Origin of the sequence: Nocardia puris (genome assembly GCF_003315035.1) — a bacterium.
GTDB lineage: Bacteria > Actinomycetota > Actinomycetes > Mycobacteriales > Mycobacteriaceae > Nocardia > Nocardia puris.
The window spans coordinates 342,023-356,975 of record NZ_QNRE01000003.1 but is presented as its reverse complement, the minus strand read 5'-3'; the positions used below and the strand labels follow the sequence as shown (position 1 = coordinate 356,975).

The window sequence follows — 14,953 nt, the reverse complement described above, 5'->3', positions numbered from 1 at the left end:
GTTCGGTCACGGGCGGGGCCGGGTAGGGCTCGGTCACGTGGCGTCTCCCCGGTGTCTGGCGGCGATCTCGGTCAGGCGCGTGACGGTCTGCTCGGCGATCGGCAGGTCCAGCGCGGTGATCTGCACCGCGCCCGCCGACGACGCGGTCGTCACCGTGACGGTCGCCAATCCCAGCAGCCGCTCCAGCGGCCCGCGCTCGGTGTCGACCGTCTGCACCCGCGAGATCGGCGCGACCCGGCTCTCCTGCGTGAACCAGCCGACCCGCGTGTACACGGCCTCCTCGGTGACCTCCCATCGGTGCACCGCGTACCGCCACCACGGCACCACCGCCACGCTGAACACCGCCCACGCCAGCACGATCAGCAGCACAAGCAGTTGCCAGTCCCGGCGCTGGTCGTCGAGCACCGCCCACACGGCCAGCGCGACGAACGGCGCGATCCAGGAGAGCACCGCCTGGATCGTCCACAGCAGTTTGGCCTTCGGGCTCGGACGCCAAGCGGGATCGGCCATGATCGTGCGCGGCTGCGACATGCCTGTCATGGTTGCACGGTGACGCGCGACGGCGCGCCGCGCCGTGGAATAACCCCGCCGGGCGCGGAGGTTGTCAAGGCTCACGAGCCTTGGAGGGAGACAGTCCAGGATGGTTGGCGCATGATCGAGGGCGTGACCGAGCTACCCAGCCCGAACGTTCCACCCGCACCGCCCAGCCCGTCGGCCATGCGCCGGGCGCTGCGCCGGGCCCGTGACGGGGTGACACTGAACGTGGACGAGGCCGCCGTGCTGCTGCACGCGCGCGGCGAGGACCTGGCGGATCTGAGCCGCAGTGCGGCCCGGGTGCGCGACGCGGGCCTCGAATCCGCGGGCAGGCCGGGCACCATCACCTATTCCCGCAACGTCTTCATCCCGCTGACCCGCCTGTGTCGGGACAAATGCCACTACTGCACCTTCGTCACGGTGCCCGGCAAGTTGCGCGCCGAGGGCAAGGGCATGTTCCTCGAACCCGACGAGGTGCTCGACATCGCCCGCGCCGGCGCCGCGCTGGGGTGCAAGGAGGCGCTGTTCACCCTCGGTGACCGCCCCGAGGACCGCTGGCCGGAGGCGGCGCAGTGGCTCGACGAGCGCGGCTACGACTCCACCCTGGACTACCTGCGCGCCGTGTCGATCATGGTGCTCGAGGAGACCGGGCTGCTGCCGCACCTGAACCCCGGTGTGATGAGCTGGGAGGAGATCGCGCGGCTCAAGCCGGTGGCGCAGTCCATGGGCATGATGCTCGAGACCACCTCCACCCGGCTGTTCACCGAGAAGGGGCAGTGCCACTACGGCAGCCCCGACAAGGACCCGGCGGTGCGGCTGCGCGCCATCACCGACGCGGGCCGGCTCTCGGTGCCGTACACGACCGGCATCCTGGTGGGTATCGGCGAGACGATCGCCGAACGCGCCGAGTCCATCATGGCTATTCGCAAGCAGCACAAGGCGTTCGGACACATCCAGGAAGTGATCATCCAGAACTTCCGCGCCAAGAGCGACACCGCCATGCGCGGCGCGCCCGACGCGAACCTGGAGGAGTTCCGCGCCACCATCGCCGTCACCCGGCTGCTGCTCGGGCCCGACGTGCCGGTGCAGGCGCCGCCGAACCTGGTGTCGCTCGAGGAGTGCCAGGCCCTGCTCGACGCCGGGATCGACGACTGGGGCGGGGTGTCGCCCGTGACGCCCGACCACGTGAACCCCGAACGGCCCTGGCCGAATCTGGACACGTTGCGCGAGCTCACCGAGGCCGCCGGCTTCACCCTGGTGGAGCGCACCTCCGCGCACCCGAAGTACGTGCGCGCGGGCAACCCGTGGGTGGACCCGCGCATCGGCGCGCACGTGGCCGCGCTCAGCGATCCCGAGACCGGGTTGGCCAAGGCCGACGCGATCCCCGTCGGCCTGCCCTGGCAGGAACCGGACGAATCGTGGGATTCGGTGGGCCGCGTCGATCTGAACACCGCGATCGACACCGAGGGCCGCAACACCGAGAGCCGCAGCGACTCCGGGCTCGGGCAGGAAGTGGTCGGCGCGTTCGGCGACTGGGAAACCATTCGCGAACAGGCCCGCGACCTGGCCACCGCCGCCCCCGAACGCCTGGACTCCGACGTGCTCGCCGCCCTGCGCGCGGCCGAACGCGACCCGGCCGGGCTCACCGACGACCAGTACCTCGCGCTGGCCACGGCTGACGGCCCCGATCTGGAAGCGGTCGCCGCGCTGGCCGACCAGCTGCGCCGCGACACCGTCGGCGACGACGTCACCTACGTGGTGAACCGGAACATCAACTTCACCAACATCTGCTACACCGGCTGCCGGTTCTGCGCGTTCGCCCAGCGCAAGGGCGACGCCGACGCGTTCACCCTGAGCACCGACGAGGTCGCCGACCGGGCCTGGGAAGCGCACGTGGACGGCGCCACCGAGGTGTGCATGCAGGGCGGCATCGACCCCGACCTGCCCGTCACCGGGTACGCCGACCTGGTGCGCGCGGTGAAGCGGCGGGTGCCGTCGATGCACGTGCACGCGTTCAGCCCGATGGAGATCGTCAACGGGGCTTCGCGCGGCGGGCAGAGCATCCGGGACTGGCTGGTCGCGCTGAAGGAGGCCGGGCTCGACACCATCCCCGGCACGGCCGCCGAGATCCTGGACGACGAGGTGCGCTGGGTGCTCACCAAGGGCAAACTGCCCACCTCGGCGTGGGTGGAGGTCATCACCACCGCCCACCAGGTGGGCCTGCGGTCCAGCTCGACCATGATGTACGGGCACGTGGACAGCCCGAAGCATTGGGTGGGCCACCTGCGCGTGCTGCGCGGAATCCAGGACGAGACAGGCGGTTTCACCGAATTCGTGCTGCTGCCGTTCGTGCACCAGAGCGCCCCGCTCTACCTCGCGGGGGCGGCCAGGCCCGGCCCCACCATCCGCGACAACCGCGCCGCACACGCGCTGGCCCGCATCATGCTGCACGGCCGCATCGCCAATATCCAGACCAGCTGGGTGAAGCTCGGCACCGCGGGCACCCGCATGATGCTCAACGGCGGCGCCAACGACCTGGGCGGAACCCTCATGGAGGAGACCATCTCCCGGATGGCGGGCTCCCAGCACGGCTCCGCCAAGACCGTCGCCGAACTCGTCGAGATCGCCGACGGCATCGGCCGTCCCACCCGCGAACGCAACACCGTCTACGGCCCGGTGCCCGCCAAGCCCAAGCCGCTTTCCCTCTCGCTGTCGTGATGGCCGCCCCGACCGCCCCGTGTGACCTGTCACGTGCCCCGCACGCGGGGCGGATCGGGCCTACCATCGGCAGTACTGGACAGCGGCGTCGGCGGTGGTCGGCGCCGGTCCCACATGGGGGCGGAGCCGGCGGAAGTTAGGACAGGCTGACCGGTAGTAACGTGGGATGGTCGGGATAGGGTTTCGCGTGGCGGACCATCCCCGCAGGTGAGGACAGACTAGGAGAACGGCAGTGCCGTACATCATCGCTGAACCGTGCGTTGACGTGAAGGACAAGGCATGCATCGAGGAATGCCCCGTGGACTGCATCTACGAGGGTGGTCGCATGCTGTACATCCATCCGGACGAGTGCGTGGACTGTGGTGCATGTGAACCGGTCTGCCCGGTGGAGGCGATCTTCTACGAGGACGACACCCCGGACCAGTGGACCGGCTACGTGAACGCCAACGTCGACTTCTTCGACGAGCTGGGTTCGCCGGGCGGCGCGACGAAGGTCGGCAAGGTCGACTACGACCCGCCGTTCGTCAAAGAACTCCCTCCGATGGGTGAGTGAGCGCGGGGTGGGTTCGCGTCCGCGGGTCAGTGCGCTGCTGCCCGATTTCCCTTGGGACACCATCGCGGCCGTCAAGGCGAAGGCCGCCGCGCATCCCGGTGGACTCGTCGACCTCTCCGTCGGCACGCCCGTCGATCCGGTCGCCCCGCTCATCCGCGCCGCGCTGAACTCGGTCGCGGAAGTGCCCGGCTACCCCACCACGCACGGCACTCCCGAACTGCGCGCCGCCGCGGTGGACGCACTCAAACGTCGTTACGGCATCACGGGTCTCGATCCGGCGGCCGTGCTGCCGGTGATCGGCACCAAAGAATTGATCGCCGGTCTGCCGCGCCTGCTCGGGCTCGGCGCCGACGACCTCGTGGTCATCCCCGAGGTGGCGTACCCGACCTACGAGGTGGGCGCGCTGCTGGCAGGGGCGCAGGTGCTGCGCGCGGACGGCCTCACCCGTCTGGGCCCGCAGTCGCCCGCGCTGATCTTCCTCAACTCGCCCGCCAACCCCAGCGGCAAGGTGCTGGGCGTGGAGCACCTGCGCAAGGTGGTGGAGTTCGCCCGCGAGCGCGGCGTGATCGTCGCCTCCGACGAGTGCTACCTGGGGCTTTCCTGGGACGCCGAACCGGTGTCCATCCTGGACCCGCGGGTCAGCGACGGCGACCACACCGGCCTGCTGGCGGTGCACTCGCTGTCCAAGACCTCGAACCTGGCCAGCTACCGCGCCGGGTTCGTGGCGGGCGATCCGGAGCTGGTCGCCGAACTGCTCGAGGTGCGCAAACACTCCGGCATGATGGTGCCCTACCCCATCCAGGCCGCCATGACCGCCGCCCTCGGCGACGACGCGCACGAGGCGCAGCAGCGCGAACGCTACCGCGCTCGCCGCGAGATCCTGCGAAACGCGTTGCGCGAGGCCGGTTTTCGCATCGACCACTCCGAGGCGGGGCTGTACCTGTGGTCCACGCGCGGCGAGAACTGTCGCGTCACCCTCGAGTGGCTGGCCGAGCGCGGCATCCTCGCCGCGCCCGGCGACTTCTACGGGCCCACCTCGGGTGAGCACGTGCGCATCGCGCTGACGGCGACCGACGAGCGGGTCGCGGCGGCGGCGCAGCGGTTGACGACCTGAACCACGGTCCGATGCCCGGGCAGAGTTGGCTGGGCAGCAGCCGTCAGCTCGCGGCTGCGGCGAGGTCTGGCACCGGGGCGAGTTGGGCGCTGCGGCGGGCTGTCGACAGCGGCCGGTACGGCTGGGGCGATCCGGTCGAGTGATCGCTGTCGGGCCGCGTTGAGCCGGCGGCCGGTGGGGACCTCCGGCGGCAGACAGCTCCTGACCAGTGCCGACGACACGCGGGTCCGGCGTGGCCCGCGCGGGGTGCGGGAATGGGGCTAGCCTGAGTTATGGACGCTGTCACGGTTGTCCCCACGCCCGCCAACGAGCCGGTGCACACCTACGCGCCGGGCAGTCCCGAGCGGGAGCGCATCGTCGCCGAGCTCGCCGAGATCTCCGCCGAATCCGTGGACGTGCCGCTGGTCATCGGTGGTAAGCACCGTCCCGGGATCGGTGAGCGCCGCCCGATCGTCGCACCGCACCGGCATCGCCACGTGCTGGGGACCTACACGAATACCACCCACGACGAGGCCCGCAGTGCCATCGAGGCCGCCGTCGCCGCCGCGCCCGGCTGGCGGGCCATGCCGTTCGACGAACGCGCCGCGGTCCTGCTGCGCGCCGCCGACCTGCTCTCCGGCCCCTGGCGCGAGACCCTCGCCGCCGCCACCATGCTCGGCCAGTCCAAATCGGTCACCCAGGCCGAGATCGACGCGCCGTGCGAACTGATCGACTTCTGGCGGTTCAACGTCGCCTTCGCGCGCGACATCCTGGCGCAGCAGCCGCAGTCGAGTCCCGGCGTGTGGAACCGGATGGACTACCGGCCGTTGGAAGGGTTCGTCTACGCGATCACGCCCTTCAACTTCACCGCCATAGCGGGCAACCTGCCCACCGCGCCCGCGCTCATGGGCAACACGGTCGTGTGGAAACCCTCACCCACGCAGACGCTTTCGGCGTTCTACACGATGCGCCTGCTGGAGGCCGCCGGACTGCCGCCCGGTGTGATCAACATGGTCACCGGCGACGGGGTGCACCTGTCGGAGGTCGCGCTCACCGATCCGCGCCTGGCCGGCATCCACTTCACCGGCTCCACCAAGACCTTCCAGTACCTGTGGCAGCAGGTGGGCGCGAATATCGCCGGGTACCACGGGTATCCGCGACTCGTCGGCGAGACGGGCGGCAAGGATTTCATCATCGCGCACCCCTCCGCGAACCCGGACGCGTTGCGTACGGCGCTGATTCGCGGTGCCTTCGAATATCAGGGCCAGAAGTGTTCGGCGGCCTCGCGCGCCTACATCCCGCGCTCGGTGTGGCGGGAGATGGGCGACGACTTCCTCACCCAGACCGCCGAGATCGACTACGGCGACGTCGCGGATCTGTCGAATTTCGGTGGGGCGCTGATCGATGAGCGCGCCTACGACAAGAACGTCGCCGCGATCGAGCGCGCCAGGTCGGCGGGGTTGACGATCCCCGTGGGCGGCACATACTCCGACGAGGAGGGCTGGTTCGTGCGGCCCACCGTACTGCTGTCCGACGACCCATCTGACGAGGCCTTCCGTACCGAGTATTTCGGCCCGGTGCTGTCGGTGCACGTCTACGACGACGCCGAACCTGCCGCGTACACAACGATTCTCGCGGAGGCGGAATCGGCCGCGCCGTTCGCGCTCACCGGTGCGATCTTCGCCGACGACCGGCACGCCATCGAACAGGCCGCCACCACACTGCGATACGCGGCGGGCAACTTCTACGTCAACGACAAGCCGACGGGTGCGGTGGTGGGGCAGCAGCCGTTCGGCGGGGCGCGCGCGTCGGGCACCGACGACAAGGCGGGTTCGCCGCTGAACCTGCTGCGCTGGGTGGCGCCGCGCACGCTCAAGGAGACCTTCGTGCCACCCGTGGATTACCGCTACCCGCACATGAATTCGTGAGCGTCAGGAGGTGAGGCGATGAACCCGTTGCGTCCGGTGATCCTGGCGGCGGCGGCCTCGCCCCGGATGAAGCGCATGCTCACCGGGGCGCCGATCACGGCCGATATCGTGCGGCGCTTCGTGGCGGGGGAGTCGCGGGCCGAACTGATTCCCGTGGTGCGGGAGTTGCTGGCGAGCGGGCGGTCGGTGAGCGTCGACTTCCTCGGCGAGAACACCACCGACCGGGCCCGCGCCGACGCCACCGTCGCCGAATACCTTTCGCTCATCAACGATCTGGCGTCGTTCGGGGCGCCGGCGGGGGCGGTGGAGGTGTCGGTCAAGCTCTCCGCGCTCGGGCAGGCGCTGCCGGGGGACGGGCCCGCCATCGCCACCGAGAACCTGCGCACGCTGTGCACGAAGGCGGTGGAGGCGGGCGTCTGGGTGACCGTCGACGCCGAGGATCACACCACCACCGACGCCACGCTCGCCACGGTGCGCGCGCTGCGGCCCGAATTCCCTTGGCTGGGTGCGGTTCTCCAGGCGTACCTGCACCGCACCGAGGCCGACTGCGCCGCGTTCGCCGGGCCGGAGTCGCGGATCCGCCTGTGCAAGGGGGCGTATCGCGAACCGGCGGAGGTCGCCTTCCAGCGCTCGGCCGAGGTCACCGACTCCTACCTGCGCTGCCTCGAGATCTTGCTGCGCGGCGAGGGCTACCCGATGGTCGCCACCCACGACCCGGTCCTCATCCTCGCCACCGAACGCCTCGCCGCCGAGACCGGCCGCACCCCCGCTCGCTACGAACAGCAGATGCTCTACGGCGTCCGCGACCTCGAGCAGCGCCGCCTCGCCGAGGCGGGTGCCACCGTCCGCGTCTACGTGCCCTACGGCGACGAGTGGTACGGCTACCTCACCCGCCGCCTCGCCGAACGCCCCGCCAACCTCACCTTCTTCCTCCGTGCACTGGTCAGCAAGTCGTAGGGTACGCATCGCACGTGAGGAGGTGCGAGGGAAGGTACCTCACCATGTCGTTCTGGTGGGTAGGGTGGGGGTATGGCGAGGCTGACGAGATTGCTGCCGTTGGTGCGGGGGTCGGGGCCGGAGGACAGCGGGCAGGCGCCGGTGCTGGACGCGGCGCTGGTGGCGTTCCTGGACTTCGGGATCAAGCGGACCTCGATGGTGGAGGTGGCGCGGCGCTGCGGGCTGTCGCTGGCCACGCTGTACCGGCGTTTCGCCAGCAAGAGCGATCTCATCCAGGCGGTGGGGCTGCGCCAGACCCGGGAGTTCATCGAGAGCGTGGACGCGGTGGTCGCGCGCCAAGTCGACCGCGACGCGAGCGCGCAGGACCAGATCGTCGAACTGTTCGTCGCGTTCGCCAACGGATTGCGCGACAACAAGCTCGTGCACCGCCTCCTCGCCACCGAACCCGAACTCGTCCTGCCCTACCTCACCACCAAGGGCGCCCCCGTCATCGAACTCGGCCGCGACTACGTCGCCGAATTCATCGCCCGCCTCCAGGCTGAAGGCAAGCTCCCCGCCTACGACCCGGAACCCCTGGCGGAAATGATCGCGCGCACCGCCGTCTCCCTCGCCCTCACCCCGCAAACGGTGATCCCGTTCGGCGACGACGCCGCGCTGCGAGAGTTCGCCCGGGACCACGTGGTGGTGTCGTTCCGGGTACCCACCGCGGACTGAGCAAGTACTCCGCGGGTAGCGGCCGGATCATGTGCAAACCGCTTTACACTGGTCCGTGCGGGATCCGGCTCGACGGTGCCATGGGAGGTGCGGTGTCATGACTGTTGAAATCGTGACCCCTGCATGGATGCACCAGCAGATCACGGCAGCGGAGTACGACTCCTGGTCCGAGGAGCAGTGTGCAGGCATCGAGATCGTGGACGGGATGGTGGTCGTGAGCCCGAGTGCGTCCAAGCGGCACAACCGGCTGGCGCGAATCCTCGCCAATGCCTTGGACGCGGCCGCCGGGCCGGACTGGAACGCGGACACGGATTTCGACGTCCGGTTGCAGGATGTCCCGCTCAACAACCGCCGCCCGGACGTGGTCGTATACCGCGCGGACACCATCGACGTGACTCCCACTCGTCCCGAGCATGTCTTGATGGTCGTGGAGGTCGTCTCGCCTGGATCGGAGACCACGGACCGGATCGTGAAGGTCGACCAGTACGCGAAGGCCGGTATCGCCTTCTACTGGCGGGTCGAGCAGGCGGTGACCGGGGTTCCGTTGGTCTATACCTACGTTCTCGATCCGGCGACGATAGTGTACCGCGAGGGCGAGATGTATACGGGCACGGTCAAGGTGACCGCGCCGTTCGCGGTGGAGATTGATCTCGGCGAGGTCTGAGTTCACACCAAGCTGCGGCCGAGGCGGCGGCGGAGGCGCATGTCCCAGAGGAAGGCGTTCACGGGAAATGCCTTGATCTGCTTGGGCATACGGCCCTCGACGGCGCCGATCGTGGTGAGCATACGGGCGAGGCGGCGGTCGTCGCGCGGAGTCCAGTGCATGCCCATCTGGGTGCGCAGGTGCGGGGGTAGGAGGCCCGCCGTGACCCAGCGGTGAAAAGGTGCCAGGGCGAGTTGGACGGGCCGCGGGAACATCTTCAGGTTCACGAGGTCCCAGAAGTACTCGCGAACCGGAGGGTCTATGACCGTCTTCGATAGGTGCGCGTTCCAGTAGGCGTCGAAAGCGGCCCGGTCGGGCGGCCACTGCTCGGGCCTCATTTGCAGGGTCGTCCCGAGGCGTTCCGCGTGACGATAGAACTCGTCGGCGGTCGCCGCGTCCATCGGCCCGTGCATGCGTTCGTAGAGATCGCGCGCACCCCAGTACAGGCAGGCCGCCACCCACAACTGCAATTGCGGATCGAACGCGTTGTACTTCACGGGGCTGCCCGCGGTGGACCGGACCGCTCGATGGGAAAGGTTCACCGCCTCCCGATAGGCCGTGCGTTCCTCGTCGGTGCCCATCATCGCCACGGCGAGATAGGTCAGCGTGGTGCGCGTGCGTTTGATGGGGTGCAGCATGACCTTGCCGCTGTCGACGGTGCTTTCGAGCACGCCGTAACCGACCGGCGGCGCACTGAGCTGCATGATGACGTTCGCGGCGGCGCCGAAGAAAGCGGCGGAACCGTCCAGGTGGTTTTCGATGTCGAAGTCCGTAGGGGGCGCGGTGTGCGCGCGCTGCGGTGCGGTCATCGTGGACCCCGTTCTCGTCGTTGAGAAGGATGTGTATTGACCTTCTCACCGTCTCGTGAGGGTGTCAACAGGGACCGCGCAACCGTCTTCCTGTCGTGACGCGGTGATGCGGGCGTGTCGGGCCATCACCGTTCTCGGCAACCCGAGGTGGTTCGTGCAGCCCGCGCGCCGCCCGCCGCCCCGCGACGCAGTAGGTTGGGCGGGTGTTGCTGCTGCGTTCCCTGAATCCGGCCGCGGTCGCCGCGGGCGCGGACATTCCCGACGCGATCACCATCGACGGCGTCACCCTCTCGCGCAGTGATCTGCTCGGCGCGGCGACGTCGGTGGCCGAGCGCGTGGCGCGGGCCGAGCGGGTCGCCGTGCTCGCGCGGCCCACCGCGCGCACGGTGCTGGCGGTGGTCGGGTCGCTCATCGCCGGCGTCACCGTGGTGCCGATCCCGCCCGATTCCGGTGCGGCCGAACTCGCGCACATGCTGGCGGATTCGGGTGCGCAGGCGTGGCTCGGTGAGGCTCCGGAAGGTACTGAACTACCGGTGATTCCGGTGCGCCTGCACGCGCGGTCCTGGCACACCTACCCCGAACCCGCTTCTGCCGCACCGGCTTTCATCCTGTACACCTCGGGCACGACGGGCCTTCCGAAGGGTGTCGTGCTCAGTCGGGGTGCGATTGCCGCCGGGTTGGACGCGTTGGCCGAGGCGTGGCAGTGGACATCGAGGGATGTTCTGGTGCACGGACTTCCGCTGTTCCACGTGCACGGCCTGATTCTGGGTGTGCTGGGTCCGCTGCGCGTCGGCAGCCCGCTGATCCACACCGGCAAACCGACGCCGCGCGCGTACGCCGACGCGAAGGGTTCGCTGTACTTCGGTGTGCCGACGGTGTGGTCGCGCATCGTCGAAGATCCCGATGTCGCAAAGGAATTGGCCGGTGCTCGACTGCTGGTGTCGGGAAGCGCGCCGCTGCCGGTGCCGGTGTTCGAGCGGCTGCGCGAGCTGACCGGGCACGCGCCCGTCGAGCGGTACGGGATGAGCGAAACGATGATCACGCTGTCCACCCGCGCCGATGGGGAACGCAGGCCGGGCTGGGTGGGCCTCCCGGTGCGGGGTGTGGAAACCCGGCTGCGGGACGAGGCGGGCGCCGACGTTCCGCACGACGGCGAGAGCATCGGCGGTCTCCAGGTGCGCGGTCCGATGCTGTTCGACGGGTACTTCGGCAGGCCGGAGGTGACGGCCGAGAACTGGACCGACGACGGCTGGTTCAAGACCGGCGACGTGGCCGTCATCGACGCGGACAGCTTCCATCGCATCGTGGGCCGGGAGTCGGTGGACCTCATCAAGTCCGGTGGTTACCGGATCGGTGCGGGCGAGGTGGAGACGGTGCTGCTGGGGCATCCGGCGGTCGCCGAGGCGGCGGTGGTCGGGCTGCCCGATCACGACCTGGGGCAGCGCGTGGTCGCGTTCGTGGTGCCGCGTGGGGAAGCCGGGGCGGAGCTGGTGAAGCAGCTGATCGACCATGTGGCCGAACAGCTTTCGGTGCACAAGCGCCCGCGCGAGGTGCGCGTGGTGGACGCGTTGCCGCGCAACGCCATGGGCAAGGTGCAGAAGAAGAAGCTCGGCTGAGGTGTTGACCTCGAGTTCGCTCGAGGTCCTACCGTAGTTTCCATGACAACCTTCACCCCCGAGCAGATCGCCTACCTGGACGGCCAGCGGCTGGGCCGGCTCGCCACCGTGCGCCCCGACGGCTCACCGCAGAACAACCCGGTCGGCTTCCGCTACAACCCGGAACTCGGCACCATCGACATCGCGGGCCACAACTTGGCCGCCTCCAAGAAGTTTCGCAACCTCGCCACCAACCCCCGCGTCTCCTTCGTCGTCGACGACATCGTCTCGGTCTCCCCGTGGCGCGTCCGCTGCGTCGAAATCCGCGGCACCGCCGAACCCCTCACCGCCGTCCCCACCTACCTGTCCGACCAGCCGGCCCCCCTCATCCGCCTCCACCCCGACCGCATCATCGCCTTCGGCCTGGACTAGCCGAACCCGCTCGGCAGGAATCGGATTCGCGGCGATCGTTCCCGCGCCGACGATCTCGAGACGGGCGAGGAATGGCTCGATCCGAACCGGTCGTGGTGGCGATCTGCCGCTTTCCCAACCTTTGTGTTCACCAGGGGAGGGGAGCGGTCGCGGCCGGAAGGGTCTTAGTTGGCGTGGAGGGCGGCGTTGAGTTCGATGCCGGTGCCCTTGCGGGGGACGACCTCGACCGCGCCGGTGGTGGAGTTGCGGCGGAACAGGAGGTTGTCGCGGCCGCTGAGTTCGGACGCCTTGACCACGGTGCCGTCGGGGGTGGTGACCTTGGTGCCTGCGGTGACGTAGAGGCCGGCTTCGATCACGCAGTCGTCGCCGAGGGGGATGCCGACGCCGGCGTTGGCGCCGAGCAGGGAGCGCTCGCCGATCGAAATGACGGTGGTGCCGCCGCCGGAGAGGGTGCCCATGATGGAGGCGCCGCCGCCCACGTCGGAGCCGTCGCCCACGACGACGCCCGCCGAGATGCGACCCTCGACCATGGACGCGCCGAGCGTGCCCGCGTTGAAGTTGACGAAGCCCTCGTGCATCACGGTGGTACCCGCGGCCAGGTGCGCGCCGAGGCGCACGCGGTCGGCGTCGCCGATGCGCACACCCGCGGGGATGACGTAGTCGACCATGCGCGGGAACTTGTCGATGCTGTAGACGGTGACGGGGCCGCGGGCGCGCAGCTTGGCGCGGGTGGCCTCGAACCCTTCGACGGCGGCCGGGCCGTGGTTGGTCCACACCACGTTGCTGAGCAGGCCGAACTGGCCGTCCAGGTTCACCTCGTGCGGCTTGACCAGCCGGTGCGAGAGCAGGTGCAGGCGCAGGTAGACGTCGTGCGCGTCGACCGGCGCGGCCGACAGATCGGCGATGACGGTGCGCACCGCGATCACCTCGACGCCGCGCGCCTCATCGGGCCCGAGCAGCGCCGCGTACTCGGCGGGGGCGTCGTCCAGGCGCTTGGTGCCGGTCTCCCCGAACTCGCCGAGCTCGGGACTCGGGTACCAGGTGTCCAGGACGGTGCCGTCCGCGGTCACATTGGCGATACCGACTGCTGCTGCTCCCTGAATGCTCACGCCACAGAGGGTACCGAGCACCGCCGCAGAAGTGTTCGCCCACCTCTGTGCCGCTGCCCACGCATGCCCCCTTCGCCGACTGATCTACCACCCGCCGCGCCGCATCCGTTCGAACCGCCGGATCCGCCGCGCGATCACCTCGGCCGCCAGCTCCGGCCTGCGGTTCGGGATGACGATGTCGCGAGACAGATTTCGAACCCGCAAACCACCACTTTCGCCGCCGGGAATAGAACGGATAGTTGTCGGGCGCGGCGAACCACAGGTATTCCGGTGCGCCGCGTGGATGTTCAACGGGGTGTACGAAGAGAACGTCGGCCAGGGAAATCGAGCTCGCCGTGTAGGCGATACTCCGGCCGCGGGTGTACTCCCAATCGATCCGATCGTCGAGCAGCCGGACAGTGACCGCCCGGAAGCTCTCGCTGTAGCCGCGCACGGAGACACCGATGACGATGTCTTTGCCGGTTTCGGCCCGCCGCAGATTCAGACTGAACATCGGGCGGCTTCAGCGGCGCGGCTGATGTGATCGCCGAGATCGGACACTGCGCGGGCATCGTCGCGCAAGGCTTCGACGGTCACGGTCCCCCCTTGCTCGGTCCTGTCGTGTTCGCCAGACGATAGCGAGGTGGGCATGTCCGTGCCGGTCGCCCGCCCGTAGGGTGAAGCGGGTGAGCATCGACCTGACCGCCGACCCCATCGCGCTGACCGCCGCGCTCGTCGATATCCCCAGCGTTTCGCTGGAGGAGAGGGTGATCGCGGATGTGGTGGAGGCGGCGTTGCGCACGCAGGCGGCGGGGTTCGAGGTGGTGCGGCACGGGAATGTGGTGCTGGCGCGGACGAATCGGGGGTTGCCGAGCCGGGTGATCCTGGCGGGGCATCTGGACACCGTGCCGATCGCCGACAACGTGCCGAGCCGGTACACCACCGACGAGAGCGGTGCCGAGGTGCTGTTCGGGTGCGGCACCGTCGATATGAAATCCGGTGACGCCGTATTCCTGCACCTCGCCGCGACGGTGGCCGAACCGGTGCACGACCTCACGCTGATCTTCTACGACGGCGAGGAGATCGCCGCCGAGTACAACGGCCTCGGCCACATCGAACGCGACCTGCCCGAGTGGCTGGACGGTGATCTGGCGATCCTCGGCGAACCGTCCGGCGGCTGGATCGAGGCGGGCTGCCAGGGCACGCTGCGCGCGCGGCTGAGCACCACCGGAGTGCGCGCGCATTCGGCGCGGGCGTGGATGGGGGACAACGCGATTCACAAGCTGGCCCCGATCCTGAGCCGGCTCGCCGACTACGAGGCGCGCCAGGTCGACATCGACGGTTGCGTCTACCGCGAGGGGCTCTCGGCGGTACGGGTGTCGGGCGGTGTCGCGGGCAATGTGATCCCCGACGAGGCCGAGGTGCACGTCAACTTCCGCTTCGCGCCGGACCGCACCGTCGACCAGGCGTTCGCGCACGTGCGCGAGGTCTTCGACGGCCTCGATCTCGAGATCGCGCTCACCGACTCCGCCCCCGGCGCGCTGCCGGGACTCACCGCCCCCGCCGCCGCCGACCTGATCGCCGCCGTGAACCGCCACGGTGGCGGCGGCGTGCGCGCCAAGTACGGCTGGACCGACGTCTCCCGCTTCGCCGCGCGCGGCATCCCCGCCGTCAACTTCGGCCCCGGAGACCCGAATCTGGCGCACAAACGCGACGAGCGCGTCCCCACCGCCCAGATCACCGCCGTCACCGCGATGCTCCGCAGCTACCTGGAGGGCACCGCCTGACACGGCCGCCACCGGGAGTCCGCACAGCGTTCACCGGTCGCA

The 14,953-nt window shown here is 69.5% G+C and carries 14 protein-coding genes; 11 read left to right on the top strand and 3 right to left on the bottom strand.

What is annotated here, in order from left to right:
• Positions 1-33: 33 nt before the first annotated feature.
• Positions 34-531, bottom strand: coding sequence for a PH domain-containing protein (locus DFR74_RS11735; RefSeq protein WP_067508424.1), 498 nt, complete (start codon positions 529-531; stop codon positions 34-36).
• A 120-nt stretch (positions 532-651) separates the two neighbouring features.
• Here DFR74_RS11735 and DFR74_RS11730 point away from each other — a divergent pair, with 120 nt between their 5' ends.
• The 7 genes from DFR74_RS11730 to DFR74_RS11700 all read left to right on the top strand — a co-directional run bounded on the left by DFR74_RS11730 (position 652) and on the right by DFR74_RS11700 (position 9,161).
• A complete protein-coding gene (locus DFR74_RS11730) occupies positions 652-3,252 on the top strand; it encodes a bifunctional FO biosynthesis protein CofGH (protein ID WP_067508426.1) in 2,601 nt (866 codons plus the stop codon).
• A 232-nt stretch (positions 3,253-3,484) separates the two neighbouring features.
• Positions 3,485-3,805 (top strand): ferredoxin, encoded by a 321-nt coding sequence (fdxA, locus tag DFR74_RS11725; RefSeq protein ID WP_067508428.1) that lies wholly within the window; start codon positions 3,485-3,487, stop codon positions 3,803-3,805.
• On the top strand, positions 3,798-4,919 hold the full coding sequence (gene dapC / locus DFR74_RS11720) for a succinyldiaminopimelate transaminase (protein ID WP_411719600.1): 1,122 nt from the start codon (positions 3,798-3,800) through the stop codon (positions 4,917-4,919). Before fdxA ends, dapC begins: the two co-directional genes overlap by 8 nt.
• A 272-nt stretch (positions 4,920-5,191) precedes the next feature.
• Positions 5,192-6,826, top strand: a complete 1,635-nt coding sequence (gene pruA / locus DFR74_RS11715; RefSeq protein WP_067508432.1) for an L-glutamate gamma-semialdehyde dehydrogenase — start codon at positions 5,192-5,194, stop codon at positions 6,824-6,826.
• 18 nt (positions 6,827-6,844) lie between these two features.
• Positions 6,845-7,783: a proline dehydrogenase family protein gene (locus tag DFR74_RS11710; RefSeq protein ID WP_067508434.1), complete on the top strand. Its 939-nt coding sequence runs from the start codon at positions 6,845-6,847 to the stop codon at positions 7,781-7,783.
• Between the two features lie 72 nt (positions 7,784-7,855).
• A complete protein-coding gene (locus tag DFR74_RS11705; RefSeq protein ID WP_067508436.1) occupies positions 7,856-8,497 on the top strand; it encodes a TetR/AcrR family transcriptional regulator in 642 nt (213 codons plus the stop codon).
• 97 nt (positions 8,498-8,594) lie between these two features.
• On the top strand, positions 8,595-9,161 hold the full coding sequence (locus tag DFR74_RS11700; protein ID WP_067508438.1) for a Uma2 family endonuclease: 567 nt from the start codon (positions 8,595-8,597) through the stop codon (positions 9,159-9,161).
• Positions 9,162-9,163: 2 nt separating this feature from the next.
• Here the strand turns inward: DFR74_RS11700 and DFR74_RS11695 are convergent, their stop codons facing one another.
• Positions 9,164-10,009, bottom strand: a complete 846-nt coding sequence (locus DFR74_RS11695; protein WP_067508441.1) for an oxygenase MpaB family protein — start codon at positions 10,007-10,009, stop codon at positions 9,164-9,166.
• Between the two features lie 206 nt (positions 10,010-10,215).
• On the opposite strand from DFR74_RS11695, the gene DFR74_RS11690 reads away from it, so the two are divergent.
• Together DFR74_RS11690 and DFR74_RS11685 are read left to right on the top strand one after the other, a co-directional pair.
• The gene (locus DFR74_RS11690) at positions 10,216-11,625 is read left to right on the top strand and encodes an acyl-CoA synthetase (protein ID WP_067508499.1); all 1,410 of its coding nucleotides are present in this window, start codon (positions 10,216-10,218) and stop codon (positions 11,623-11,625) included.
• A 42-nt stretch (positions 11,626-11,667) separates the two neighbouring features.
• Positions 11,668-12,036 carry a PPOX class F420-dependent oxidoreductase gene (locus DFR74_RS11685; RefSeq protein WP_067508443.1) on the top strand — a complete coding sequence of 123 codons (369 nt, stop codon included), beginning with the start codon at positions 11,668-11,670 and terminating at the stop codon, positions 12,034-12,036.
• Positions 12,037-12,200: 164 nt separating this feature from the next.
• Here the strand turns inward: DFR74_RS11685 and dapD are convergent, their stop codons facing one another.
• A complete protein-coding gene (gene dapD / locus DFR74_RS11680; RefSeq protein ID WP_067508445.1) occupies positions 12,201-13,145 on the bottom strand; it encodes a 2,3,4,5-tetrahydropyridine-2,6-dicarboxylate N-succinyltransferase in 945 nt (314 codons plus the stop codon).
• Between dapD and DFR74_RS35315 the strand changes: the two genes are divergently transcribed.
• Positions 13,138-13,668 carry a hypothetical protein gene (locus DFR74_RS35315; protein ID WP_147265780.1) on the top strand — a complete coding sequence of 177 codons (531 nt, stop codon included), beginning with the start codon at positions 13,138-13,140 and terminating at the stop codon, positions 13,666-13,668. The two genes, dapD and DFR74_RS35315, sit on opposite strands and share 8 nt — an antisense overlap.
• 142 nt (positions 13,669-13,810) lie before the next feature.
• On the top strand, positions 13,811-14,911 hold the full coding sequence (dapE, locus tag DFR74_RS11675) for a succinyl-diaminopimelate desuccinylase (protein ID WP_067508447.1): 1,101 nt from the start codon (positions 13,811-13,813) through the stop codon (positions 14,909-14,911).
• The last annotated feature ends 42 nt before the right edge of the window (positions 14,912-14,953 follow it).